This is a genomic window from Anabaena sp. UHCC 0187 (assembly GCF_009712035.1).
In the GTDB taxonomy this organism is placed as follows: domain Bacteria; phylum Cyanobacteriota; class Cyanobacteriia; order Cyanobacteriales; family Nostocaceae; genus Dolichospermum.
On record NZ_VILB01000014.1, the window covers coordinates 151855 to 176702 of the forward strand.

Annotated in this window: 27 protein-coding genes; 9 read left to right on the forward strand and 18 right to left on the reverse strand. The window is 38.7% G+C overall.

Annotation, left to right across the window (positions count from 1 at the left end; all coding sequences use genetic code 11):
• The first annotated feature begins 60 nt into the window (after positions 1 to 60).
• Both FJR11_RS17170 and FJR11_RS17175 read left to right on the forward strand, forming a co-directional pair.
• On the forward strand, positions 61 to 354 hold the full coding sequence (locus FJR11_RS17170; RefSeq protein ID WP_168505830.1) for an NAD(P) transhydrogenase subunit alpha: 294 nt from the start codon (positions 61 to 63) through the stop codon (positions 352 to 354).
• The gene (locus FJR11_RS17175; protein ID WP_168505832.1) at positions 351 to 1754 is read left to right on the forward strand and encodes an NAD(P)(+) transhydrogenase (Re/Si-specific) subunit beta; all 1404 of its coding nucleotides are present in this window, start codon (positions 351 to 353) and stop codon (positions 1752 to 1754) included. Before FJR11_RS17170 ends, FJR11_RS17175 begins: the two co-directional genes overlap by 4 nt.
• Positions 1755 to 1876: 122 nt before the next feature.
• On the opposite strand, the gene FJR11_RS17180 is transcribed toward FJR11_RS17175, so the two are convergent.
• From FJR11_RS17180 to FJR11_RS17195, 4 genes are all read right to left on the reverse strand, one after another.
• Entirely contained in the window at positions 1877 to 2797 is a 921-nt protein-coding gene (locus FJR11_RS17180; RefSeq protein ID WP_168505834.1) for an endonuclease NucS domain-containing protein, read from the reverse strand.
• Between the two features lie 77 nt (positions 2798 to 2874).
• Positions 2875 to 3150, reverse strand: coding sequence for a hypothetical protein (locus FJR11_RS17185; protein WP_168505836.1), 276 nt, complete (start codon positions 3148 to 3150; stop codon positions 2875 to 2877).
• A 178-nt stretch (positions 3151 to 3328) separates the two neighbouring features.
• Positions 3329 to 3679: a type II toxin-antitoxin system PemK/MazF family toxin gene (locus FJR11_RS17190; protein ID WP_168505838.1), complete on the reverse strand. Its 351-nt coding sequence runs from the start codon at positions 3677 to 3679 to the stop codon at positions 3329 to 3331.
• 17 nt (positions 3680 to 3696) lie between these two features.
• A complete protein-coding gene (locus FJR11_RS17195) occupies positions 3697 to 3939 on the reverse strand; it encodes a hypothetical protein (protein WP_168505840.1) in 243 nt (80 codons plus the stop codon).
• Positions 3940 to 4186: 247 nt separating this feature from the next.
• Here FJR11_RS17195 and FJR11_RS17200 point away from each other — a divergent pair, with 247 nt between their 5' ends.
• Positions 4187 to 5500 (forward strand): site-specific DNA-methyltransferase, encoded by a 1314-nt coding sequence (locus FJR11_RS17200; protein WP_168505841.1) that lies wholly within the window; start codon positions 4187 to 4189, stop codon positions 5498 to 5500.
• On the opposite strand, the gene FJR11_RS17205 is transcribed toward FJR11_RS17200, so the two are convergent.
• From FJR11_RS17205 to FJR11_RS17240, 8 genes are all read right to left on the reverse strand, one after another.
• Positions 5475 to 6335: a hypothetical protein gene (locus FJR11_RS17205; protein WP_174763100.1), complete on the reverse strand. Its 861-nt coding sequence runs from the start codon at positions 6333 to 6335 to the stop codon at positions 5475 to 5477. The two genes, FJR11_RS17200 and FJR11_RS17205, sit on opposite strands and share 26 nt — an antisense overlap.
• A 371-nt stretch (positions 6336 to 6706) precedes the next feature.
• Entirely contained in the window at positions 6707 to 7147 is a 441-nt protein-coding gene (locus FJR11_RS17210) for a PIN domain-containing protein (protein ID WP_168505843.1), read from the reverse strand.
• The gene (locus FJR11_RS17215; RefSeq protein ID WP_168505845.1) at positions 7144 to 7434 is read right to left on the reverse strand and encodes a hypothetical protein; all 291 of its coding nucleotides are present in this window, start codon (positions 7432 to 7434) and stop codon (positions 7144 to 7146) included. The genes FJR11_RS17210 and FJR11_RS17215 overlap by 4 nt, the downstream gene beginning before the upstream one ends.
• A 182-nt stretch (positions 7435 to 7616) precedes the next feature.
• A complete protein-coding gene (locus FJR11_RS17220; protein ID WP_039203371.1) occupies positions 7617 to 7937 on the reverse strand; it encodes a type II toxin-antitoxin system RelE/ParE family toxin in 321 nt (106 codons plus the stop codon).
• 5 nt (positions 7938 to 7942) lie between these two features.
• Entirely contained in the window at positions 7943 to 8191 is a 249-nt protein-coding gene (locus tag FJR11_RS17225; RefSeq protein ID WP_071188346.1) for a type II toxin-antitoxin system ParD family antitoxin, read from the reverse strand.
• 145 nt (positions 8192 to 8336) lie between these two features.
• Positions 8337 to 8546, reverse strand: coding sequence for a type II toxin-antitoxin system HicA family toxin (locus tag FJR11_RS17230; protein WP_168505847.1), 210 nt, complete (start codon positions 8544 to 8546; stop codon positions 8337 to 8339).
• Complete coding sequence (locus tag FJR11_RS17235) at positions 8543 to 8743, reverse strand: type II toxin-antitoxin system HicB family antitoxin (RefSeq protein WP_006278807.1); 201 nt, start codon at positions 8741 to 8743, stop codon at positions 8543 to 8545. Before FJR11_RS17235 ends, FJR11_RS17230 begins: the two co-directional genes overlap by 4 nt.
• A gap of 236 nt (positions 8744 to 8979) precedes the next feature.
• A complete protein-coding gene (locus FJR11_RS17240; RefSeq protein WP_168505849.1) occupies positions 8980 to 9294 on the reverse strand; it encodes a PIN domain-containing protein in 315 nt (104 codons plus the stop codon).
• A gap of 118 nt (positions 9295 to 9412) precedes the next feature.
• Between FJR11_RS17240 and FJR11_RS17245 the strand changes: the two genes are divergently transcribed.
• The gene (locus tag FJR11_RS17245; RefSeq protein WP_168505851.1) at positions 9413 to 9616 is read left to right on the forward strand and encodes a type II toxin-antitoxin system Phd/YefM family antitoxin; all 204 of its coding nucleotides are present in this window, start codon (positions 9413 to 9415) and stop codon (positions 9614 to 9616) included.
• A complete protein-coding gene (locus tag FJR11_RS17250) occupies positions 9609 to 9887 on the forward strand; it encodes a type II toxin-antitoxin system RelE/ParE family toxin (RefSeq protein WP_168505853.1) in 279 nt (92 codons plus the stop codon). Before FJR11_RS17245 ends, FJR11_RS17250 begins: the two co-directional genes overlap by 8 nt.
• Before the next feature lie 20 nt (positions 9888 to 9907).
• On the opposite strand, the gene FJR11_RS17255 is transcribed toward FJR11_RS17250, so the two are convergent.
• From FJR11_RS17255 to FJR11_RS17265, 3 genes are all read right to left on the reverse strand, one after another.
• Positions 9908 to 11482 carry an NAD(P)H-quinone oxidoreductase subunit 4 gene (locus tag FJR11_RS17255; protein WP_168505855.1) on the reverse strand — a complete coding sequence of 525 codons (1575 nt, stop codon included), beginning with the start codon at positions 11480 to 11482 and terminating at the stop codon, positions 9908 to 9910.
• A gap of 331 nt (positions 11483 to 11813) precedes the next feature.
• Entirely contained in the window at positions 11814 to 14714 is a 2901-nt protein-coding gene (polA, locus tag FJR11_RS17260; RefSeq protein ID WP_168505857.1) for a DNA polymerase I, read from the reverse strand.
• A gap of 55 nt (positions 14715 to 14769) precedes the next feature.
• Positions 14770 to 15573 (reverse strand): exosortase-dependent surface protein XDP2, encoded by an 804-nt coding sequence (locus tag FJR11_RS17265; RefSeq protein WP_168505859.1) that lies wholly within the window; start codon positions 15571 to 15573, stop codon positions 14770 to 14772.
• Positions 15574 to 15994: 421 nt separating this feature from the next.
• On the opposite strand from FJR11_RS17265, the gene FJR11_RS17270 reads away from it, so the two are divergent.
• Complete coding sequence (locus FJR11_RS17270; protein WP_168505860.1) at positions 15995 to 16858, forward strand: Cof-type HAD-IIB family hydrolase; 864 nt, start codon at positions 15995 to 15997, stop codon at positions 16856 to 16858.
• Positions 16859 to 17045: 187 nt separating this feature from the next.
• Here the strand turns inward: FJR11_RS17270 and FJR11_RS17275 are convergent, their stop codons facing one another.
• Positions 17046 to 17861: a DALR anticodon-binding domain-containing protein gene (locus FJR11_RS17275; protein WP_174763101.1), complete on the reverse strand. Its 816-nt coding sequence runs from the start codon at positions 17859 to 17861 to the stop codon at positions 17046 to 17048.
• Between the two features lie 371 nt (positions 17862 to 18232).
• On the opposite strand from FJR11_RS17275, the gene FJR11_RS17280 reads away from it, so the two are divergent.
• Entirely contained in the window at positions 18233 to 18952 is a 720-nt protein-coding gene (locus FJR11_RS17280) for a Crp/Fnr family transcriptional regulator (RefSeq protein WP_174763102.1), read from the forward strand.
• Between the two features lie 744 nt (positions 18953 to 19696).
• On the opposite strand, the gene FJR11_RS17285 is transcribed toward FJR11_RS17280, so the two are convergent.
• Positions 19697 to 20713 carry a LysR family transcriptional regulator gene (locus FJR11_RS17285; RefSeq protein ID WP_168505864.1) on the reverse strand — a complete coding sequence of 339 codons (1017 nt, stop codon included), beginning with the start codon at positions 20711 to 20713 and terminating at the stop codon, positions 19697 to 19699.
• 224 nt (positions 20714 to 20937) lie between these two features.
• Between FJR11_RS17285 and FJR11_RS17290 the strand changes: the two genes are divergently transcribed.
• Entirely contained in the window at positions 20938 to 21654 is a 717-nt protein-coding gene (locus tag FJR11_RS17290) for an NnrU family protein (protein WP_174763103.1), read from the forward strand.
• 462 nt (positions 21655 to 22116) lie between these two features.
• Entirely contained in the window at positions 22117 to 22503 is a 387-nt protein-coding gene (locus FJR11_RS17300; RefSeq protein ID WP_168505869.1) for a co-chaperone YbbN, read from the forward strand.
• A gap of 263 nt (positions 22504 to 22766) precedes the next feature.
• Here FJR11_RS17300 and FJR11_RS17305 read toward each other — a convergent pair whose 3' ends face one another.
• On the reverse strand, positions 22767 to 24602 hold the full coding sequence (locus tag FJR11_RS17305) for a porin (RefSeq protein WP_168505871.1): 1836 nt from the start codon (positions 24600 to 24602) through the stop codon (positions 22767 to 22769).
• Between the last annotated feature and the right edge of the window lie 246 nt (positions 24603 to 24848).

The following is a 24848-nucleotide window of genomic DNA, read 5'->3' on the forward strand; positions in this document are numbered from 1 at the left end:
TCTCTTTGCGTCTTTGCTCCTTAGCGTCTTTGCGCGAAACCTCTTAAATCCAAGAATGACATGACACAAGCATTACTTCCAGCCTTATTTGTACTTGTCTTAGCCTCTTTTATCGGCTTTGAAGTCATCAACAAAATTCCCCCCACGTTACACACCCCGTTAATGTCCGGTTCAAACGCCATTTCCGGGATTTCCGTAATTGGTGCAATCCTGGCTGCGGGGGACAAAAACACGAATTTATCAGTAATTCTCGGTTTAATCGCCGTAATTTTGGCAATGGTGAACGTTGTCGGCGGTTTTTTAGTAACAGACAGAATGTTGCAAATGTTTAAGAAAAAGGAAATAAAAGCATGAGCGACTTTTTACCAACTGGGATTCAGCTAACTTATTTAGTCGCTGCATCATTATTTATCCTGGGTTTGAAAAAACTCGGTTCTCCTGCAACTGCTAGAAACGGTAATATTGTGGCTGCGTTGGGAATGTTGTTAGCTGTTGTCGCCACATTACTAGATCAGCACGTATTAAATTACGAGATGATTTTGATCGGCTTGGCTATTGGTTCGGTAATTGGCGCTGTTATCGCTTACAAAGTGGAAATGACGCAAATGCCCCAAATGGTGGGTTTACTCAACGGTTTGGGTGGTGCTTCTTCGGCACTTATCGCTGTGGCTGAATTTTGGCGGTTATTAGATAGTTCTCAACCTATCCCCCTCGATGTCAACATATCTATGTTATTGGATGTGTTAATTGGTGGTGTCACTTTAACGGGTAGTTTTCTGGCTTTTGCGAAATTACAAGGTTTAATTAGCGGTACTCCCATTACCTTTCCTTTGCAACAACCTTTTAACCTGTTGCTTTTGGGTTCTTATTTAGCTGGAAGTGCCTATTTAATCAGAACACCAGATAGCCTCCCCGTATTTTTAGCTGTGGTGGCTGTTTCTTTGGTGTTGGGTGTGATGTTCGTCCTCCCCATTGGTGGGGGTGATATGCCCGTTGTCATCTCCCTGTTAAACTCCCTCTCCGGTGTGGCTGCGGCTGCGGCTGGGTTTGTGGTGATGAACAATATGTTAATCATCGCCGGTGCTTTGGTGGGGGCTTCTGGTCTTATCCTGACGGAAATTATGTGTAAGGCTATGAACCGTTCTTTGTTCAGTGTCTTATTTAGTGCCTTTGGTTCTGTCTCTACTGCTACTGGTGGTGCGGCTGCTGGTGCTAGTGATCAACCTGTTCGCAGTATTGATGCGGAAGAAGGGGCGATGATGTTGGGTTATGCCCGTTCTGTGGTGATTGTCCCAGGTTACGGTATGGCGGTTGCTCAAGCCCAGCATAGCGTCCGCGAGTTGGCAGATCAACTAGAACGCATGGGTGTGGATGTGAAATATGCGATACATCCGGTGGCGGGGAGAATGCCGGGACACATGAATGTATTATTGGCGGAAGCTAATGTTGCCTATACGCAGTTGTATGATATGGAGGATATTAATCCCCAGTTTGAACAGGCTGATGTGGCGTTGGTGATTGGTGCTAATGATGTGGTCAATCCGGCGGCGCGTAGTGATGTGAATAGTCCTATTTATGGGATGCCGATTTTGGAGGTTGATCGCGCAAAGCAAACTATTGTGATTAAGCGTGGTATGAGTGCTGGTTTTGCTGGTGTTGATAATGAGTTGTTTTATAAGGCTAAAACGACGATGTTGTTTGGTAGCGCTAAGGATATGGTGGCTAAGTTGGTTAGTGAGGTGAAGCAACTTTAGTTTATGGGTAGGGGTGTAGTTTTTGACTATGCCCTTTTTTTTTCACGCAGAGACGCAGAGACGCGGAGAGGTTTGTTTCGCGCAAAGTCGCTAAGGAGCAAAGGCGCAAAGAAGAGGTAAGATTAAATTCTTTCAAACCATTTATTTAAAGCATGATAAAGCAATATATTTAAACTCTGATTTTTAGCTGCTTTTTTTGCCATTTCAATACGAATTGAATGTATACTACCAAGTCCTTTACCAGCAGGTTTAACTATAGCTGCATTACTCCAATCTGTCCAAATTCTCATTCTTGTTATATTTGTTTGGATACCGCTATAAAAATTATGAGGTAGCCACAGAAAAAGTACAAGTTCTTTTTTGCTGCTATTGAATCGTAATTCAGCACAATATTTAGTTTTACCTTTCCCGTAATAAATACCTCCATCTTGGACTATTTCTTCCATACGATCATCAAATTGTAAAATTGTTTCTCGAAATTTGAGTAGTTTAGCTCGTTGTTGAGGTGTACATTTTTCAATTAATTGATAAAATCGTTTATGAGGACTAGGAATATTTTTATTTACATGATTTTCTGGTAAATAATCAAAGTCTAATTTCCAGTTGAGAGTAGTATCTGTATTAATTATGTTTAAACTGAATTTTTGCTCTTGACAAATAATTTTAAACTGCAAGAAATGAAATTTTAGTTGATGATATTTTCTGTCAATGTGATTATCTCTATGAAAATTTGGAGTAACAGCAATTAGAACTACAGGAACTTGAAAATTGATGTGTTCAGAAAAAGGTTTTTCATCTAAAAGAGCATCATAATAACGAGTAAGTTGTTGGACAATATATCTATCTTCAGAGTTTTTTAACTCTATGATTACAAGTTCTTGATTTTTACCAAAAGCTAAAATATCACAATATTGTCCACTGACTTGATACTGTCTCTTTAAAGGTTTATATCCAAATAGTTTTTCTAAGTTGTTCCAAACCAAATCTTCTAAATCTTTTTCGCTTTCAAATTCCCATCCGCTTGCTACTTGTCTTAATTTCATTTATATCTATCTATCAAACTATGAGTGTGGGTATATTTACATATTTTACCTCAACCTGTTTCTGTTGATACGATATGCTATGCGATCGCTCTCTCTTCTTCTTCTTTTCTTCCTTCGTCTTCTTCGTGTCTTCGTGGTTCGTTAAAAAAGGATGTTTGGGAGATTGAGGGGGTGCGATAGCGAAGCGCTCCGTAGGAATCGCTGTTTGGGGGGTTGAAGGGTGCGATCGCTCTTTCTCTGTGTCCTCTGTGTCTCTGTGGTTCGTTAAAAAAGGATGTTTGGGGAGTTGAGGGAGTGCGATCGCTTTTGGGGAGTTGAGGGGGTGCGATAGCGAAGCGCTCCGTAGGAATCACTTTTGGGAAGTTGGAGGGGGTGCGATCGCTCTTTCTCTGTGTCCTCTGTGTCTCTGTGGTTCGTTAAAAAAGGATGTTGGGGAGTTGAGGGGGTGCGATAGCGAAGCGCTCCGTAGGAATCGCTCTTTGGGGAGTTGAGGGGTGCGATCGCTATTTGGGGAGTTGAGGGGGTGCGATCTCACGTTGACAGAGAAAGACTTAACACCACAGCTAATGCTTGAGAAATAAGCTGCATTTCTGATTCAGAAAGTTGACCTAATTTTCTAATTAATCGTGTTTCTGAAACATAACGGATTTGAAAAGTATCAACACTAGAAACTTTTGCCAAACTATTCTCTGTAGTTGGTTCTAATTTTACCATCCAAGGTCTAATAGAATATCGTTCTTTCCAATCTGTAATCGGAACAATCACCTTTAAAGGTAAAATACCAATTCCATTATCATTAACTATAATACAAGGACGTTTTTTACTAATTTCTGTGCCTACAGTTGGATCTAAATTAACTAACCAGACTTCACCTCTATACATAAATTTAACAAATTCTATTAATCTTCATCTGGATATTCATAAAAATCTTCTCCATCTAAATCGGAGAAAACATTTAATTCACCATCATTTGCATAATCTTCAATAGCTGTAATAGCTGCTAATGCTAATTGATGTTTTTGCTGTTCTTTTGTTAAAAATTCTTGTTGTTCATTAACCAATTGTAAAGCAAATTCAGCTATTTTCAAGCGTTCATTGATACTGAGTTTTGGCAAAGATTCAAGAATTGCTTGCGTTTCCATATTAACTCAACCTCTCAATTTATTAAGTATATCACAGTTTAAGTAAGATATGTGTTAGCGTAACTCATCTTATCGCTTTTCTACTTGGGGAGTTGAGGGGGTGCGATAGCGAAGCGCTCCGTAGGAATCGCTGTTTGGGGGGTTGAGGGGATGCGATAGCGAAGCGCTCCGTAGGAATCGCTGTTTGGGAGGTTGAAGGGTGCGATCGCTATAGTATAATCATAAAAAAGTCAAAATTTTAAACAATATGGCAACAGGAATACCTAGTAAAAATGGGCGTAACCATAAACAAAATACAACATCTTTCCGAATTGAATATGAAGGGAAAATGCCTATAGAAGATATATTAAAAATTCAGCCAGCTAACTTAAATCATATAATTAGCGTTGAGGGATATCCTAGAAATCAACTAATATATGGAGATAATTTAAACGTTCTTCGCACATTATTAAATAATGATAATGTTGCTGGAAAAGTTAACTTAGTATATATTGATCCACCTTATGCAACAGGTAGCAGTTTTGAGTCTCGTAGTAGCAATCATGCTTATCATGATCTCATGGAAGGTGCAGAATATTTAGAATATTTGCGTCAACGTCTTATTTTAATTAGAGAGATTCTATCAGAAGAAGGTTCTATTTATGTTCATTTAGATGAAAAAATGGCTTGTACTGTCAAAATTATCATGGATGAAATTTTTGGAGCGAAAAATTTTCGTAATTGGATTACTAGAAAAAAATGCAATCCTAAAAACTATACACGCAAACAATATGGTAATGTTGCCGATTTTATTCTTTTTTATACAAAAACAGATAATTATGTATGGAATCAACCTTTTGACGCTTGGACAGAAGACTCGATTAAAAAAGAATATCAATATGTGGAAGAAGGAACAGGAAGACTATATAAAAAAGTTCCTATTCATGCTCCAGGGGTAAGAAAAGGAGCAACTGGTCAACCTTGGAGGGGTATGTCACCACCTCCCGGTAAACATTGGCAATACATACCAGAAACTTTGGATGAAATGGACGCAAGGGGAGAAATATATTGGTCTTCAACAGGTAATCCTAGAAGAAAAGTATATTTAGATAATAGTCAGGGTATTTCAATTCAAGATATTTGGCTTGATTTTAAAGACGCTCACAATCAAAATATTAAAATTACTGGTTATCCAACGGAGAAAAATTCAGAGATGATGAAACGGATAATTATGGCTTCATCAAATCCAGGAGATATTGTTTTAGATGCTTTTGCAGGAAGTGGAACTACTCTAACTGTATCTGAAGAATTAGGTAGAAAATGGATAGGTATTGATAATTCTCAATTATCTATTGATACAATCATTAAACGTTTAGTGAATGGTAGTGAAGCAATGGGTGATTTTGTTAATGGCAAAAATGGTAATTGTAAATATAAACAAATAAATTTAATTGAAGTTAATAGAATTTTAAAAACAGGTTTAGATTTTTATATTGAAGAATCACTAAATTTAGAGTTAATTTCTGATCAAATCATCAAAAATTGGAATAGTAAACTTAACTGTCTAACCAGCTTTGTGTAAATCTCTCGTCTAACATTTTCAAAGTACAAACCATCACTCTACTTTGTCCATATTGTTCTAAATTAGCGTAATCATTCCACATAGAACCTAGAAGTAATCCAGGACCATCATTCAGCATCAATACTTTTAATGGCAAATTATAGGTTTGAGCATAACCCAAAATTTCTGTTATTTTATCTCGATTACCACCTGTTCTATCATCTTCCTGAGAACCTCCTCTGTCGGAGTCATAACGAGCAAATCCAACTACCAATGGAGTACCATCTAAGCGGGATATCAATATATCCGCTGGAGTTTTATATTGCCAGTTCTCTAATACTTCATTTAGCATTACATCTCTTCCAGCACGAACAGGACCACGAATTAAATAATCCTTGCTAAATACTTTGTTAAACCATAAGAAAAAACTTTCTGTTAAGTCATAACCTTTTTGTCCTCGCGTACTTTGCTCTAAAAGTATTGCCATGAGAGTCTCATCAGGTATAGGACGGCTTTGCAAATTTTGTTTCACTTGCTCTATTGGACGAAATCTATAGCCAAAGTCTTTAATAATATCAGGTATTTTGGTTTTCCTTTTAGTCATTTCAACTGATGTATCTGGAGAGACATATCTCCGAAATACTCTGAGTAATTGAATTCTCAAGGGATCAGGCTCTTTAGTGATAATTTCAAGTAAATTTGCAGAACTTTGAGCTTGTTCTACAACTTCTGTAAAACGCAATAACACATTCTCATAAAGAATTTTAGCTTCATCTAAGGAATCTGGATAGAAAGGTGAATCAAATATAGTAATCCAATTAGATGCTGTTGCTTTGTAACTAGCAAATGTAGTCAAAATTATTTCCTTATTTTTATGATCAGCACAGGTTATTAATATAAGCAATAGTGGTATTCTTGTCCAGGTCTTTCTTAAAAAAGTGATATTTGGGAGGAAGGTGTGCGATAGCGAAGCGCTCCGTAGGAATCGCTTTTGGGAAGTTGAGGGGGTGCGATAGCGTAAGCGCTCCGTAGGAATCGCTGTTTCTCTGTGTTCTCTGTGTCTCTGCGGTTCGTTTAAAAAGAGATATTGGGAAGTTGAAGGAATGCGATAGCGAAGCGCTCCGTAGGAATCGCTGTTTGGGAGGTTGAAGGGGTGCGATAGCGTAAGCGCTCCGTAGGAATCGCTGTTTGAGGGGTTGAGGGGATGCGGTCGCTCTTCCAATATAATTAAACAACACTACGTGGATCAACAACGACAATATCCGAAAACCGTTTAAAATCATCAACATTAAATGTCAATAAATGTGTAATATTATGAGCTACCATAGCCGCAGCTAAACGTGCATCATGCACCTGTTTTCCCATCACTTGATATTTAATAACAAGTGATTCCCACTCAGTAAAAATTTGTGGTGTATCCAATTCCAATATAAATATCTTTTTAAGTTTTTCGCTTTCCTCTTCAGCTTGAGTTATAGATAAACCTAAGCCATTTTTATCAATAGGTCTTGTAGCAACAGCCCAAAATTCAATTATATTTTGGGGAATAATACATAAAAAATCACCTTGCTTTTTGAGAGTTAAAATTGCCCTTTGAGTATCAAGGTGCATGAGACTATTTTTTTGTACCAAACGCAGTAAAATATTAGTATCTACCAGATATTTCATAACATTTCATCTTCTCTGGTATAAATACTATCTCGACTAATAGCTGCATCTGAAAGTGGTGGTGCTAAAGCAAAAGCAGGACTATTAATTAAACTCATGAGTTCTGTTTCCCAATCTTGCTCAGTTGTTACTTGAGAAAAAGATTTTCCCTCTTGATTTTTCAAACTATCTTCAATCAAAGATTCAAGATAAGATTCAATTGATAAACCTTGTTTATTAGCTTGGGTAATCAGACGATCTTCTATTTCTGGTTTCAATTGTAGCTGTATAGTTTTATATTGTTTCATATTCTGAGATTCTAGTTAATTAATATCAAGTAAAACTTATGATTAACTTGATCTATTAAAAGTATATCAGATTTAAACACCGAAGGTATCGCTTTTGGGAAGTTGGAGGGGTGCGATAGCGAACGCATTGCGTCCCGGAGGGAACTAGCGCGACCTAGGAATCGCATAGCTGATGACTATAGCTATTCTTCTTCTGCTAAAATCTGTGAAATATCCCGTGCAGAATGAATTAACCGAACAATTTCAATATACTCATCCCCTTCTAAATAAAAAATTAGATGCTTTTCAAATCCTCTAACTCCCCACTTCCGCAAACCAACTAAACGCGGATTTTTAACATTATAAACACTACCAATACCAGGTAGTCGTGCTAATTGTGAAAAAGTCTGCCTCGTAGCATCAAAAAAACTCAATGCTGCATCAAAATTACTGTCAGCAATATAAGCAAACTGTTCATCAAGGTCAACACTAGCCTTTGGTCTAATTACAATTCGTCTAGTCATTGCTATTATTTGCGGAGTCTCTCCAGAAGCTGAGTGCGTTTTTGTTGCCACCACTCATCCGTAATTTCAATCGCTTCACCACTATCTAAGCCTTCTAATAGCAATGTTTCTAGTCGTGCTTGTGCCACTTTTTCTAAATCTTGACGAATCAAATGTCGAATATATTCGCTTGTGGTACTGTAGCCACATTTTGCAACCTGTTCATTGATAAAGTCCCGCATGGAATCGGGAAGAGAAATATTTACTGTGGTCATAGCTAATAAGTCTTTATATTTCTGATTCTTTAATTATGGCAAATATTGTCAATTTTTGTCAAATGTTTTGTAGGGATGTGGGTGCAATAGCGAAGCGCGACCTAGGAATCGCTGTTTGGGGAGTTGAGGGAGTGCGATAGCGAAATTAATCTAAATCTTCTTCAATCAAACCAGCATCTTTCAAAATACTTCTGAGTGTACCAGTAGGTAAATCACGATTACCATGAACAGGTATAGAAAGAATCACACTCATACCTTCCTTAACATAGATATGATGACTACCTGTGATCCTTTTTAGATTCCATCCATAACGTTCAATAATCTTACACAGAGACTTACCAGAAACGGATTTCATAAAGATAACTCAATTAACTGTTTTTGTGGTTCAACTTCTTCTTGCTGACTAGCAACTTCTAACCAACCTTGAACAGCATCTTTCAACATTTCTAATAAATGTTCATAACTTTCACCCCAGGTATGACATCCTGGTAAAGCTGGTACAGAACCACACCATACACCGTCTTCTTCCCAAATAATTGCTTTTATTTTCATAGCCAATTCCTTGAACTAAAGATATTTTACCGCAGGGGGAGTCAGACGTACCAGTTTAATAAAGATGAATAATCGCTGTTTGGGGAGTTGAGGGGGTGCAATGGCTATCATTAAACAACACTACGTGGATCAACAACTACAATTTCTGAAAAACGTTTAAAATCATCAACATTAAATGTTAATAAATGTGTAATATTATGAGCTACCATAGCCGCAGCTAAACGTGCATCATGCACCTATTTTCCCATCACGTGATATCTAATAACCAGAGATTCCCACTCAGTAAAAATTTGTGGTGTATCCAATTCCAATATAAATATCTTTTTAAGTTTTTCGCTTTCTTCTTCAGCTTGAGTGATAGATAAACCTAAACCATTTTTATCAATAGGTCTTGTAGCAACAGCCCGAAATTCAATTATATTTTGTGGGATAATACATAAAAATTCACCTTGCTTTTTGAGCGTTAAAATTGCCCTTTGAGTATCAAGGTGCATAGGACTATTTTTTTGTACTAAACGCAGTAAAATATTAGTATCTACCAGATATTTCATAACATTTCATCTTCTCTGGTATAAATACTATCTCGACTAATAGCTGCATCTGAAAGTGGTGGTGCTAAAGCAAAAGCAGGACTATTGATTAAATTCATTAGTGCTGTTTCCCGATATTATGAACCGTGCAGAATATCGTGGAGAAAGAATTTTAATTCAGCGTCATGGTAAAGCTGCGGTAGCGATAATTAGTATTGAAGATTTAAAACTATTAGAAGCAATAGAAGATGCCATAGATTCTGCTAAACTACGACGTGCAATAGAAGAAAACGCAGGATTTACCACCATAGAAGAAATAATAGCAAAACGCCCCAATGAGTGAACGTTATACATTGAGGATTGCTAAAACTGCGGAAAAAGATTTATTAGACTTACAACCAAAACAATATAAACAAGTCGTATCAAAAATTCTCTCCCTTCAGGGTAATCCACGTCCTCAAGACTATGCAGCTTTAAAAGGTTATCAAGGAGGTTATCGTATTGATCAGGGTGAATACAGAATTTTGTACACCATTGATGATGATAATAAATTAGTTGATGTTTTTCGGGTTGGTAAACAAAAAGGGCAGGTATTAAACCCACCCTCATTATAAATTGTAGCTGTAATTACGAATTATTTACCAATGATCGGCGCAGTCAAAGAAACATTTTGCACAGCTTTCTCTGCTGCCAAAGTGGGGACAGAATCACGTAATCTTGCAGTCAATTGCACAGTTGTAGCATCGTACATTTGCGTTAGCAACTTAGGATAGAAACCAATCCCAATAATAGGTATCAACAAACAAGCAATGATAAAAACTTCACGGGGTTCAGCATCTATCAAATTTTGGTGAGAAACTAACTCTTCATTCTCTTGTCCGTAGAAAATCTCCCGTAACATTGATAGCAGATAAATTGGCGTTAAAATTACACCAACTGCCATCAAGAAAATGACAATAACTTTGAATGTTGGATTATAGGCATCGCTAGTAGCAAAGCCCACAAATACCATTAATTCCGCCACAAAACCGCTCATTCCTGGTAATGCTAAAGATGCCATAGAACAAGTTGTGAACATGGCGAAAATCTTCTGCATCTTCTTACCCACACCACCCATTTCATCTAACATTAAGGTATGTGTGCGGTCGTAAGTTGCACCGACTAAAAAGAACAAACTTGCCCCAATTAACCCGTGAGAAACCATTTGTAAAACTGCCCCACTTAAACCCAAATCGGTGAAAGAGGCAATCCCAATCAGCACAAAGCCCATGTGAGAAATTGAAGAATAGGCAATTTTCCGTTTTAAGTTCCTTTGGGCAAAGGATGTTAAAGCAGCGTAGATGATATTTACTACCCCCAAAACCACTAACGCAGGGGCAACATAAGCATGGGCATCGGGCAGCATTTGGGCATTCATGCGAATTAAGGCATAACCACCCATTTTTAACAAAATCCCTGCCAGTAGCATATGCACGGGCGCTGTAGCCTCACCGTGGGCATCTGGTAGCCATGTATGGAGGGGAATGATCGGCAACTTGACAGCGTAGGCAATCAGGAAGCCAGCGTATAGTAAAAGTTGTAAATTCAGGGCGTAATCTTTCAAGGCGAGCGATCGCATATCAAAAGTCACCGTATCGCCATAAAATCCCATTGTCAAGGAAGACAGCAAAATAAACAGCGACCCACCAGCAGTGTATAAAATAAACTTGGTTGCTGCATATTGGCGCTTTTTACCTCCCCAAATTGACAGCAGGAAGTATATCGGCACAAGTTCCAGTTCCCACACCAGGAAAAATAACAGCATATCCTGGACAGCGAAAACGGCAATTTGACCGCCATACATAGCCAGAATCAAGAAGAAAAATAATTTCGGCTTGAGTGTCACAGGCCAAGCTGCCAAAATCGCTAGGGTGGTAATGAATCCAGTCAAGAGAACCAAAGGCATGGACAAGCCATCAACCCCTAAAGACCAATTTAAGCCCAATTGGGGAACCCAGGGATAACTTTCCACCAGTTGCAAATCGGGATTAGAGAAATCGTACCCAGTATAAAAAGCGCACACTATCAGGACAAAATCTATTAGCCCAACGATGAGGGAATACCAGCGCACCGTTTTGCCGTCTTTATCTGGGATGATAGGCAGTAGTAGTGACGCGGCTATGGGGAATAAAATAATCGTCGTCAGCCACGGGAAATTAGCTATATTCATCTCAATCAATCTGTAATTAAAATCATGTTTGCCAAAAAGTCATTAGTTATTAACTAACAGCTTTTTGGCAATTTTCCCTTCATTGTTAGGTTGATTTAATCAAATTGGCAATACCCTGGTTTTCTGCTGCGGAGTCTTTTTTGATCATTAGGGGTGTGAAATGTGGGTTAGAATACTCCCAGTCAAGTCAGAAATTCACGCTAGAAAAGCCGCTAAATAGAGGATTGATGCGATGTAATCGCGTAGCGCACCGTAAGTAAAGAGAATGGCAAACATTTTAACTGACAGTTTGCCGCAGAAATCAGAAATCTAACTAGGGATATATTTATATTTACTTTGTTTCCATCCAATTATCCCCTGCATGAATATCAACGACTAAAGGCACAGATAAAGAAACAGCATTTTCCATCACTGACTTAATTTGTGGTTGTAATTCTTCCCACTCTTGGGGAGGAACTTCAAATACTAATTCATCATGAACTTGCAACAACAACCGTGCTTGATAGTTCTTTAAAACCTCATGCAATTGCACCATGGCTATTTTGATAATATCGGCACTAGAACCTTGAATGGGGGCATTAGCAGCAGAACGGAGTAACCCGGCATCATAAGCGCCTAAATTCTTTAATTTCTGCAAATTAATATCTTCTAATTGGCTACCTTTTAATTGACGCAAACTATTATTAGTAAACTCAAAATAACGTCGTCTACCCAAAATTGTTTCTACGTAACCGTAAGCAATAGCTTCTTTTTTTACTTGCTCCAAATAGGCAAAAACATGAGCATATCTTTCGTTAAATCTTTCAATAAATAATTTCGCATCTCCTGGATTTATTCCCGTTTCTCTAGCGAATTTTTGCGCTCCCATGCCATAAATTACTCCAAAATTAATCGTCTTCGCAAAACGCCGTTCATCTGAAGTAATATCTTCTTTCTCAAAGACTAATTTTGCCGTCACAGTATGAATATCTTCATTTTGCTGATATGCTTGAATTAATACAGGTTCTTGACTCAAATGCGCTAAAATTCTTAACTCAATTTGTGAGTAATCAGCCGCTACCATTAACCAACCTGATTCCGGTAAAAATGCTTTTCTAATTTGCCGACTAAAAGCAGTGCGAATGGGGATATTTTGTAAATTTGGGTGAGAAGAAGATAACCTGCCTGTAGAAGTCGCAGTTTGGTTAAAATCAGTATGTAATCTTTGGCTTTTGGGATGTACTAAAGCTGGTAAAGCATCCACGTATGTAGACTTTAATTTTGCTAAAGTCCGATATTCAATAATCGCTTCTACAAATCCGGTATGATCAACTTCTTGGAGTTTTTCCAAAGTTGCTGCGTCTGTAGAATAACCAGTTTGAATCTTGCGAGAATATTTCGTGCTTAAACCTAATTTATCAAAAAGAATTTGACTTAATTGTTTAGGAGAACCTAAATTAAATTTTTCTCCAGCAATTTCAATAGCTGTTATTTCTAACTTTGCTAAATCTATTTCTAACTGCTGTGAAAGTTCTTGAAGATAAGCTGAATTAATTCTCACTCCTGTATATTCAAGTTCTGCTAAAACTGCTTCTAATGGTTGTTCAACCTCATTCAAAAGTTTATATAAAGCCGGAGTTTCGGCTAACTTCTCCCGTAATTTTGGAACTAAGTTAAATGTGGAATAAACATCCATTCCGCAATAATCAGCAACCGCAGAAATACTAATATCAGCGATAGTTTGTCCTTTAGGAACTAAGTCTCCATAACTTTTCCCACTTAATCCCAAATATCGCAGAGATAAATCACTTAAATTATGACTACTATCTGGATTAATCAAATAACTAGCCAGCATTGTATCAAATACCACTCCAGCTAAATTAATTCCTTGACACCGCAGAATCAACCGATCAAATTTAGCATTTTGTAAGGATTTAGGATAATCAGCACTTTCCAAAATTGGCCGCAGTGTTGCTAATACTAAATCTCGATTTAAATTATCGCCGTTTTTATGACCTATGGGAATATAAGCAAGTTCATCTGGTTCTGTTCCCCAACAGCAACCAATTCCTACTAAATCTGCATCTCGTGGTTCTAAAGCAGTAGTTTCTGTATCCCAAGCAACGGGTATTTCTGGGTTAGTGAATTTTCTTAAAAGTTCCACTAATTCCATTAGTTTAGTTTCTGTATTAATAATCCGTGGTTGAATCGGTAAAGCATTTTGTTTTATTTCTTGTGCTGTGTCTTCTGCACTAAAAAACCATAAATCATCATCTGTTTCTATTGTTTCAGATACTTCAGGTTTGACAACTTCTCCACCAAACTTTTGCTGAAGTTCATTAATTTTATCTAGAAATCTTTTAAATTCCAATTTCTCTAAAATCGGAATCAGCAAATTATTATCAAAACCTTTTAATTGACAATCTTCTAAATCAATTTCTAAAGGAACATCACAGACTATCTTAGCTAAATAGCGAGATTTTTCCGCGTCTTCTTTACCAGTAACCAGTTTTTTCTGAACTGCACCTTTAATTTCATCTATAGCTGCATAAATCTGATCAAGGGAATTATAAGTATTTAGTAATTGTACGGCTGTTTTTTCACCAATTCCTTTGACTCCGGGAATATTATCTGATTTATCACCACAAAGAGCTTTAAAATCCACAATTTGTGTAGGTAATACCCCTAATTTTTCTTTTACTTCTTCTGCTCTAAATTCCGCAATACTATTTGTAGAACGTTTTAATGCTTCTGGAGTAAAATTTAAAACTGTAATTTCTTTATCCGCATCAATGAGTTGAAATAAATCTCGATCACCGGAAAGTATCTTCACCCGATACCCAGCCGCTGCGGCTTTTTGTGCTAATGTTCCCAATACATCATCTGCTTCGTAACCAGGTGCAGTGAGTATAGGTAAATTCAAACCTCGCAGCAACTCATAGAGATTTTCTAAGTCGGGAATAAAGTCTTCCGGTGTTTCTGCACGTCCAGCTTTATAAGTATCATCAGCTTCATGACGGAAAGTAGGTAAAGCTAAATCAAAAGCCACAGCTATTGCTTGCGGTTGTTGTGTGGCTATTACCTCTAATAAGCATTTAAGGAAACCAAAACACACACTAGTAGGAATACCAGTGTGTGTACGCAATCCCCCATCTCTACCTTTAGCAAAAGCAAAGTAGGAACGAAAAGCCAGGGAGTGTCCATCTATGAGGACGAATGTAGGGTTGTTTATAACTGAAGAAATAAAAGTCAACTGATTAACCGAATTAGGGAACTATTCTATTGTAAACAGACACTCCCATAAACTCTTAGTTAAAAGCTTTGCAAGTAGCGTTGTTGCGTTGACGACGACGCAAGAAAGCGAATGTAGCTACTGCACCTAAACCGAGCATTGCACCAGGCTCAGGAGTGGTTTTTCTAGCGACAACTTTGAAATCAGGACCGTTAAAGCCTGTTTCAGCACTTAATTTCAAACCTTTTAAACTGGTTACTCCTAACTGCGCGAGGCTGACTCCCCATGAACCGACACCTTGAGAGCCAGTAATTTCTGTTGTGTCAATCTTGAAGTTAGCCCATGCTTGTTCACTGCGTAATAACTTGAAGGCAGTACCATATGTTCCGTCCTCTTTTATAGCTTGAATTTGCAAGTCACTATTCATACCCCGCTCCCAAAAGAATAGACTATCTAGTCCAGAGTTATCTCCTTTAATCACGCTATCGAAGAATACGTCAATGTTAAATTTACCGAAATCTTCGGTGTCGATGATGCTGTTTAACTGCTTGTTACCCAAGTATTCAGCAATGTCAGCACCTGTGGGATTTTCTTTACGAGTACCCAGAGGAATACTGACGTTATCGCCTTTGTCTGTACTAGCAGCACCATTATTTGTGCCAGTTTCTAAGTCATTTTGAATGATTTCAGCACGGTTAACGAAGGAAAAGGCACTGACTGTTTTGTTATTCTGTGTAATGGAATTTAACCAAGTATTTGATTTTGGTCCAGCTACCTGATTGTAATTAGTTGTAAAGCTTGCCGCTTGAGCGGAATTAGAAACCGCTAATACTGAACTAACAACTAAACCGGCAGCAACTAATAAATTTTTGACTTTCATCTTTTTACCCTTGACCTTCAATTTGATTGCGGTGAACCTTACTTATCTATTAATAAATCGAAATTTTATCTATGTCTACCAGTAAATACACGAATTCACAAACTCTTTAAAAAAGTTAGCTCTTGGTAATTTCCGCATAACACTACCTTAAAGCCGTCACTGTATAGGTTGTACCCGGTTCTTGAATCCAAATCCCTGTTTGACAAATATATTTTTTTCGTAAAGCTAGACAAAAGCCTAGTACCCCAGGACAGAATTCAAAATTCAAAATGAATATGGTATGAGGTTTTCAGGAATTTTTAAGGGTTACTTAACTGCCACCGTTGTTTACTAGTTAATTAATTTGTTACTTACATCAAGTAAGATTATTAAAAAAAATAACCTGTCTAGCTTTTTTATGACTCTTGCATCTAGAAAATTTATGACACCATTAGAGAATTATTTAAGGTCAACCGATTATCAGCCGGAAAATATTAAACTGTTAGTCTTAGATATAGATGGGACTATTGCTGGACAATCCAATACTCTCAGTAATCCGGTGAAGGAAGTTATTGCTGCGGTACAAGCCAAGGGAATTCAAGTAGCTATAGCAACGGGGAGGATGTATTGTTCAGCTTTGCGGTTTCATCAAGAAATTGGCTCTATGCTGCCTTTAGTAGCCTATCAGGGAGCTTGGATTCAAGATCCTCACAGTCACAAAATTCACCGTCATTTACCTGTATCTAGGGAAATTGCCCAACAGCTACTAGAATACTTTGAACAGCCAGATTTGCGATCGCTTCTCTCTGTTCATTTTTACATCAATGATCAACTGTATGTGCGGGAAATCACTCAAGAAACCCAAAGTTATCAACAACGCTGTGGTGTGACTCCTATTCCCGTTGGTGATTTACGTCAATTATTAGATCATGAACCGACTAAAATTTTAGCTTTGTGTGATGACGCAAATTTAATTCAACAACTTTTGGCTAATTTACGCCGCATATATAACCCCACAGAGTTATATCTAACAACATCTGTTGCGACTTTCTTAGAAGCAGCTAATACTCATGTTAACAAAGGCAATGCTGTCCGTTATCTAGCTGAAGAAATACTAGGCTTAGAAAGTCATAATGTGATGACTATTGGTGATAATTTCAATGATGTGGAAATGCTGGGCTATGCTGGCATTAGTGTAGCAATGGGTGACGCACCACCAGAAGTACAAGCGATCGCCCATTGGGTAGCACCTAGTGTAGAGTTAGATGGTGCGGCAGTAGCCATGGAAAAATTCTTGCTTTCTTAGATAATTTGACCATACACATCAAAAAAGACACCGACGACTGGCCGTGTTTCGTCTCGGTGTCTTTTTTGGTTCGCTCCTCACACACCTGCAAGTTTAGCCGGGGATATTTTTTTTGTCAATATATTTGCTCAAAGTTTTTGTAAAGTTCCTATAGATCCCCGACTTCTTTGAGAAGTCGGGGATCTAGTTAAAGTTCTACAGGTGCAACAATCCCCAATTTGCCTTCTAACACCCACCTTAAAACCAACTGAGTCGCTATTAGCAATCCCAATCTAGCTTGGGCTAATTCTGGATCATGAATTTTCACTTCCCCCCAAATCCGACAATTACACCAAAATCTCTCAACAGCTTGACTTAAGTTGCCAGCAGCTTTTTCCCAGTTGATAGTGCTACTACTATGAGCAAAAACTAAATCGTCTACCACTTTGACTAATTGATGAATAAGAAAACTCTCATCAGCGTGATTAAGGCAAAGTTTTTGATTATTATTAAGCCAAGGTATAGATTTGACGGATATAAAACTTTTAATACTTGTCCTCTGAAGTTCAATTAATCCTTCCTGGTGTCCTAGGAGTAATAAAGAACAACAGCGGGCATGAGCGTGTTGAATTGTAAAGATTTTTAATGAACTTGTTAATTGGTAATTGGGAACAGAAATTTTTATTCTCTCCTGTTCACTTTGTCCCAGTCTCCAGTCCCCATTTTCCCTGACAGTGAGATCATGTAACCAAGCCGCTAAGGTAGAGTCAACGAGTTCTATATGAATCTCTCCAGGGGGAACTACTTTAACCCTAAACAAACTATCACTGTTCTGAGATAAATGTACAGCTATAGCCTGGGCAATTTCCATCGTGGGTGAATTCTGAGATTTTGATATGCCCATAGCCATCCCAGAAATATATAAAATTTTCTGATTATATCCTCCTTGATAGAGAGGAACTTTTCTACTTTCTATGCCTGTAATTTCCTCATTATAAGTAAAAAGACTGAAAGCAGAAGTCAAATATTTGGTTACTAGCTGTTTAATTGCTTTGTTTTCACTAAAAAGTAGCCTATTACACACGTATTTATTAGATGAAATTTATGGAGTGCATCATTTTATCCTGTTCCATCTACCTTGAGATAGAAGTTTAGTCTATGTAAAGAAAAATGAGAGTAGGATAAAATTTGATGAATAATGTATAAAAGATGGGTAAACTTTACTACCCTCGTTGTACAGTAGGAAGTATAAGAAAAAAATAGAGAGCAATTTAGCTTTCTATCCCATTGGAGGGCTGGCGCTGTTAGGCGTTAAGCCTACCCCGTTAACACAAAGACACTCCTTGCACTTTTCTTATAACGTCTTTGTTTTCAGCCAAACGCTCTTTGTTACCTATGCAATCTCCATCATCCTTTTCCGAAGCTTCACGTCCTTTCTTAACTTGGCAACGTATTCTTGACTGGGCCCAAGAACACTACCGCTGCCGCACCTTCAGTAAAGATGAGCGGATTCCAGCTAGACCTGGCTTGCTCTATTTAGTGCAAAGAGGTGCTATCCGCATGGTAGGAACTGCCCAAGTCAGCGCTACCGCTAGTCAGTTAACATCTAGACGAATTAACAGAACTCCAGAAGAAGCCTTCTTAGGTTTTGTAGGAGCAGGACAACCTTTTGAAATTGTTGCTCAATCTCCATTCACACTCCAGTCCTACGCCCACGTTGACCAAACAGCCGTCCTGTGGATGTACTGGCATGACCTAGACAACTGGCCTCACTTCCGCCGTGAAGTCATGGATGCTTTTAGATATCAGCATCAGCGCAAGTTGCTCTGGTTGAGTGCTTTGGGACAACGACGCACAATTGACAGACTCTTAGGATTTCTCACCTTGTTGATTGAGGAATATGGAGAGCCTTCCATGAGCGAAACTGATCCTGATGTCATTCGTGGTTATTGCTTACCTTTTCCCCTTACCCATGCCCAAATTGGCAGCGCCATTGGTTCAACCCGTGTTACTGTCACTCGTTTAATGGGTAAATTACGTCAACGTGGCTTAATCCTTACCCAAGGAGATAATCTGATTTGCTTACCCGCAGAATCTATCAATAGAGTCAGCTAAGACGTAGTGCAAATTTCTTATGAGCAGCAGATTGATAAATGTTGACTGAGAGCTTGCCACTCTCGGACACACCAATGGCAGGTATCAGTGGATTCTGACTAACCCAAATTGGGTAATTAGTTCCTGAGCCTGCTCCTCATTTTCACTAATCTGTTTGACCACCACAAACAGATTTCGGGTAATCGGGTATGAAATTAAAATGTCTTGGACAAAAAGTTCTATAGTGCCTTCATCATGAATGGGGCATTCATAACGCTGGATCGGCAAATTGGGGCCACCCACCTGGTTCCAATTATTGGTCTTGCCTGTATAAAGAGACTTCTACGGCTCTACTCTCAATTTGAGAAGACCATGAATTTTGTATCTCACTCAAGTGCATACTCACTATAATTTGTAAATATTTTTTAAATAAGTTCAGATTGGCATTGCTGCTGATCTGAACTTGATTTATTTGGACTTATACTGCAAACGGTTCATAGTTTAACCAAATATAGAACCCCTCTGGTAAACCTCTCCCCGCACCCCTCCCTGACCCTCCCCTACACCTACAAGGGAGGGAAAAGGAGCAGCTTTTATGATTGGAGAAGCTTTGAACTTGTTCTTGGTATTATAAAAAAGTCCAGATTTTAGCCGTTTTGAGTATAATGTCACGCTTTTTTACTAGGGGTGCTATTTTTTCAGAATTGGCTCAAAGTCATTAGCAATTTATGGTTAACTAATGACTTTTGACTGATGACAAAGTATTTAACTAGCATCAGAAGCATTAGGTGTTGCTATATCTAATATATCATTTATCACTAAGTTCATTTGTGATATTTTTAACATATCTTGAGTCCAACCAGGGTTAGCAAACTGAGGTAAAATTTCTCGGCTAAAGGCTTCTGCTGCCTTGGATCTATAGCGATTAGGGTTGAATATTAGCCAGAGTGTGCGCTTGACGACAACTCCTTCGATGGGGGTACGATGAAGGACACCCATTTGCAATTCTTTAGCGATCGCTGAAGTAGAAACAAAGGCAGCACCTAAGCCAGATTGGACAGCGTTTTTAATAGCTTCTATGGAATTTAGTTCCATTTCAAACTTAAACCGCCTAGTGTCAATATCACAACGGGCTAAAACCTGATCAATAACTTTGCGGATAGTTGATTGGGAGTCAAGAGCAATGAATTGTAATTTATATAGGTCTTCTTTTTGGATAGTTTCTAATTTGGCAAAGGGATGGGATATGGGTAAGATAAGTGCCAATTCATCTTCAGCATAGGGAACAGTTTCTAAAGATTCCCCTAATTCTGTGGGAATTTCTCCACCAATAATCGCCAGATCAACCTGACCATTAGATACACTCCAAGCCGTGCGCCGGGTGGAATGGACGTGTAATTGCACGGCTACTTCTGGATATTTTTGGCGAAATAAGCCGATCATTTTCGGCAAAAGATAAGTTCCGGTGGTTTGGGAAGCACCAACAATTAATGTCCCTCCTTGGAGATTTTGCAGATCTTCAATTGCGCGGCAGGTTTCCTGACACAAACTGAGGATTTTGTCTCCATAGTTGAGCAGTAAATGTCCAGCTTCAGTTAATTGAGCGCGACGGCCGCCTCTATCAAATAGGGGAACATCCAGTTGCCGTTCCAGGTTTTGAACTTGCAAACTGACAGCGGGTTGGGAGACATACAGACTATCAGCCGCCCGCTTGAAACTCCCTTCTTGGGCGATCGCTTTGAGAATTCGTAACTGATCTAAAGTAAAAGGAAGGTCAGACATAAGACTTAACCCACAAACTGGGATTCATGAGCAACTTTAAAAATAAATCAAAATGAATAGTTTGGTGACTAAGCATGATTTATGGCATTGTTAACATTTGAACAACTAACTAAAATACTTACCACAACATCTTGACAAAATCTTCCTGTGTATCATCGGTTGAAAGTCAAGATGTTTACCAATAGTAGCTTCTTTGAATTTGAATTTTGAATTGAGTTGTATTTATGATGCCCAATCCTTGGTTTACCTCCAGTCATTTTGTCATACTAGGGTTACAATTAGTTTTTGCGATCGCCCATAGCGGGGGGGCTGCTGTGCGTCCTTGGGCAGAAAAATACCTTGGACCGAGGCTTTATCGCATTATCTTTGCATTAATTAGCCTGCCTTTGGCTGTGATCTTAATTGCGTACTTTTTTAATCACCGTTACGATGGCTGGCAACTTTGGCAGGTACAAGGTATACCAGGGGTGCAACCATTAGTTTGGGTACTATCAGCTATATCCTTTTTATTTTTATATCCTGCTACCTTCAATCTACTAGAAATTGCGGCTATTCAAAAGCCCCAAGTTCATCTTTATGAAACAGGGATTATCCGTATTACCCGTCATCCCCAAATGGTAGGACAGGTTATTTGGTGTGTAGCCCATACCCTGTGGTTAGGGACTAGCTTCACTCTTGTTACCTCCATCGGTTTGGTACTACATCACCTATTTGGAGTATGGCATGGCGATCGCCGTTTAAGTCAACGCTATGGAGAAGCTTTTGAGGTTGTCAAACAACGGACTTCGATTATCCCCTTTCAAGCGATTATTGATGGCCGTCAATCTTTGAACTGGCAAGAATTTCTCCGTCCTGCTTATTTAGGAGTTGCCATTTTTACTGGTCTATTATGGTGGTCGCACCCATTGTTATTAGTGGCAACAAGTAGGATAATGTGGTAGTTTAGTCTGATCCCCAAGATCAACAAAACATATAAATTTAATAAAACTTTATCCTGATCACTTGCTACCAAAACAATGTACGATAAACTCAAACATATATCATTAGACTGTTTACCACTAGGATTGGGAAAAGAATTTATCCACCAGGCTCAACTGGGTTTTATGCCCATATACAAGAAGCAGCCATCTACCTTGGTCGAAACCGAAAATAAATAGCAATGTATAAGCTCTACTACTTTATTCCATAAAAAATTTAAAAGATTTAAAGAGTAGTAGTAGTCAATAGTAATCAGGATTTGAAATGGATAACAGCCAGCGCGAAATTCACGGTGGCTTTTTTGTCAGCAGGAAAACATTAAAATCCTCAGTCTAAAATTTAAAATCCAAAATGGTATAACCTACCAATTTGCTCCTGCTGACAGCTAATTTTGATATAAAAACCTTATAATCACAAGAGGCGTCATGGTGTTGTCGGTTAATGAACGGACATTTACTCAAGAAGTTTTAGAATCTCCAGTTCCCGTTTTGGTTAATTTTGAAGCGCCCTGGTGTGGACTATGCCGCATCATTCACCCGCTGTTATTACAATTTCAGGCTCAATGTGGTGACGAACTTAAATTAGTGGGAGTCAACGCTGATCAAAATTTCAAGTTGTCTAATACCTATAGACTCAAATCATTACCAACATTACTTTTGATAGAAAAAGGTATTGTTAAACAAAGGCTAGAAGGGTTTGGGGGTAGAGATGATTTCCGTTTAGCTTTAGAAACAATTAAACTCACCTATACAAGTCTCGAAAAAATAGATATAGCAGAAGTCAGGAGTCAGGAGTCAGGAGTCAGAAGGTAAGAGGCAGGGAGCAGAGGAGCAAGGAGCAGGGAGCAGGGAGCAGGGAGAAAGATTTTCCACTGACAACTGACAACTGACAACTGACCAAATCTAAAGCCATGCTTAAAACCCCATCCAAAGGTATCGGGTGGGGTATTTTATCCTTAAGGGTGTGTGTTCCAATTAACTGGAGGCTGGAGTAAGAAAATGTCAAGTGTCTGAATCAGCATTTACAGGATGTAAGGATCTTCAGACGTTTGAGGATAGGGAATTTAGCGATGGTGTTAAATCCCCCAATTGATGCTGAGACCTACACTGGTGTTTGGTTCTCCTGTCAGTGTTCCCAAGCCACTCTGCCCAATTGCGTTAGTTGCAAAAATGTCAAATGCCAAAGCTGCATTTGGTAAAAAGCGCAAGCCAGCACTCCAAACATCTTTTCTGTTATCAAAAATAGGTGTATATTCTCCAATCAATTGCAGTTTATCGAAAAGAACTTGGTTAACGCCAAGACCCACGCCAAAGCGGGAAGTTTTACCAAACAATCCTACTTTGGGATTAATGGATATGGAAGTTTCAGGAGCAAGTTGGTAACTAATAGGAAACTCTGAATACAAAGTCCCTTTGATTGACCCATTTTGGGGAGTTGTCTCGCTGATTCCGGCCAATTTAAAACTGAGGGAAAGGGGATCACCCCGGAGTTGATCTAAAAATTTAAGTTTCATTGCACCGCCAATTTTGACCCCAGATCCAGGGATATCTTTAGCAGGAATGCGATCGCCAGCCCCAAATTGATCAACATTAAGTTCTAACTGCGAATCATTTGTCAAGCCATAAGCCAGGGCAAAACTGGAACTACCATTTGTACCCAGCCCTCCTCTAACTTGGAATTTACCGGTTGGTAGGGTGTTTGCGCTTGCAAGTGTAAAACCATCAAAAAGGAGCGTCTGATCTCGATAGGAAAGTGGTGGTTGGAGGCGATTTTCAAAATTAGCTGCATAGCCTTGTCCGAAATCAATCACGTGCTTGAAGCGAATCCCCACCTGTAATTCATCACCATCAGGAAGAAAGGCCAACAAGCCTGTGGTGGGCGTTGTACCATAACTGTTGGTAGCATAAATTTCTGTTCCCATTCTGGGATTGAGGGCGTAATCTAAACCTACAGTCCACAGTAACTGCCGAGAGATAGAGCGATCTTTGGAATTAAACGTATTACCTCCTGGACCTAAAGCCGCTTGAATATTCCCAAACAAGTTCAATCTTTCAGAAGTTTGCCAGCTAAATCCTGTACCAATGTTGAAAAAAGTCCCAAAAAAGCTGGCTCCCTTAATTGTGTCAGGAAAGAAAGCAACTCCAGGGGTAAGATGTAGTTGAAGAGTTCGAGATACTTTATAGGTAGTAGGAAACTGGACAGCACCTACTGGTCTAACTACAAAAAATTGGTTTTTGGAACTGTTTGCTGGAGGATTGTCAAAAACCCCTGGAGTCGTAGATATGTGTAACAACTGAGCCGTACCCATGACACCAACAGCCCAACGGTCTTTATTAATTAATCTATATTTTAACTTTGTTCCATAACTTACAGTTGTTAAATCACCACAATTCCCTTTAATTTTGCATTTTGCAAAATCGTCAAAAATATCGCCTGTAAAACCTATTTGTAAGTTGTCTGTGACTCCCCAGTCAATATCAACTTGATAGGTTTGCAAACCCGTGCCTGTTATAGAACTATCCGTTGGTAGAACTTGCAGAAAACCGGCTTCCCCCTGAACTGCTCCTTTTCTTAGTTGGTTGGCTGTTTCCAAGTTATGCAGTTTGGTTGGCTGTTCTTGCAATGGGGAAAGGGGAACTTCTTTTTGTATGTCTTTGGTTGGATTATTAATAGGTAATGGCTGTTGTGGCTCTTGCTGTGCAACTGTTTCCGCAGAAAATACTAGGGGAACTTCTGGTTGTAAATCTCTAGCTTGATTACTAACTGGTGAAATCAAAATACTGGGTGGTACTGCAACTTCCTCTGGTATGGTTTTGATGTCAGAATCCTTCGGTGCTAAGTCGGATGCGTAACATACACGGGGAAAGGCGATAGTTAATAAGGTATAGGAAAGAATTTTGAGGATGTGCATATTTATTTTTTTATTGTGTAATCATCGAGAAAATTATACAATAGACATCCCCAAAATTTGACACCAAAGACAAAAATAATTGTAATATTTTTAACTTTGGTGTCGAGTTTTTTGTCCACAGCGGAGGTTAAACAGTAGCGACCATAGTAGTCCTTTAGAGAACTCTACAAAATAAATTATCCAATTTTACGGAATCAAAACAACTTTTCCTCTCCCTCCCCCTACTCCCTGCCTTATCCCAACGAC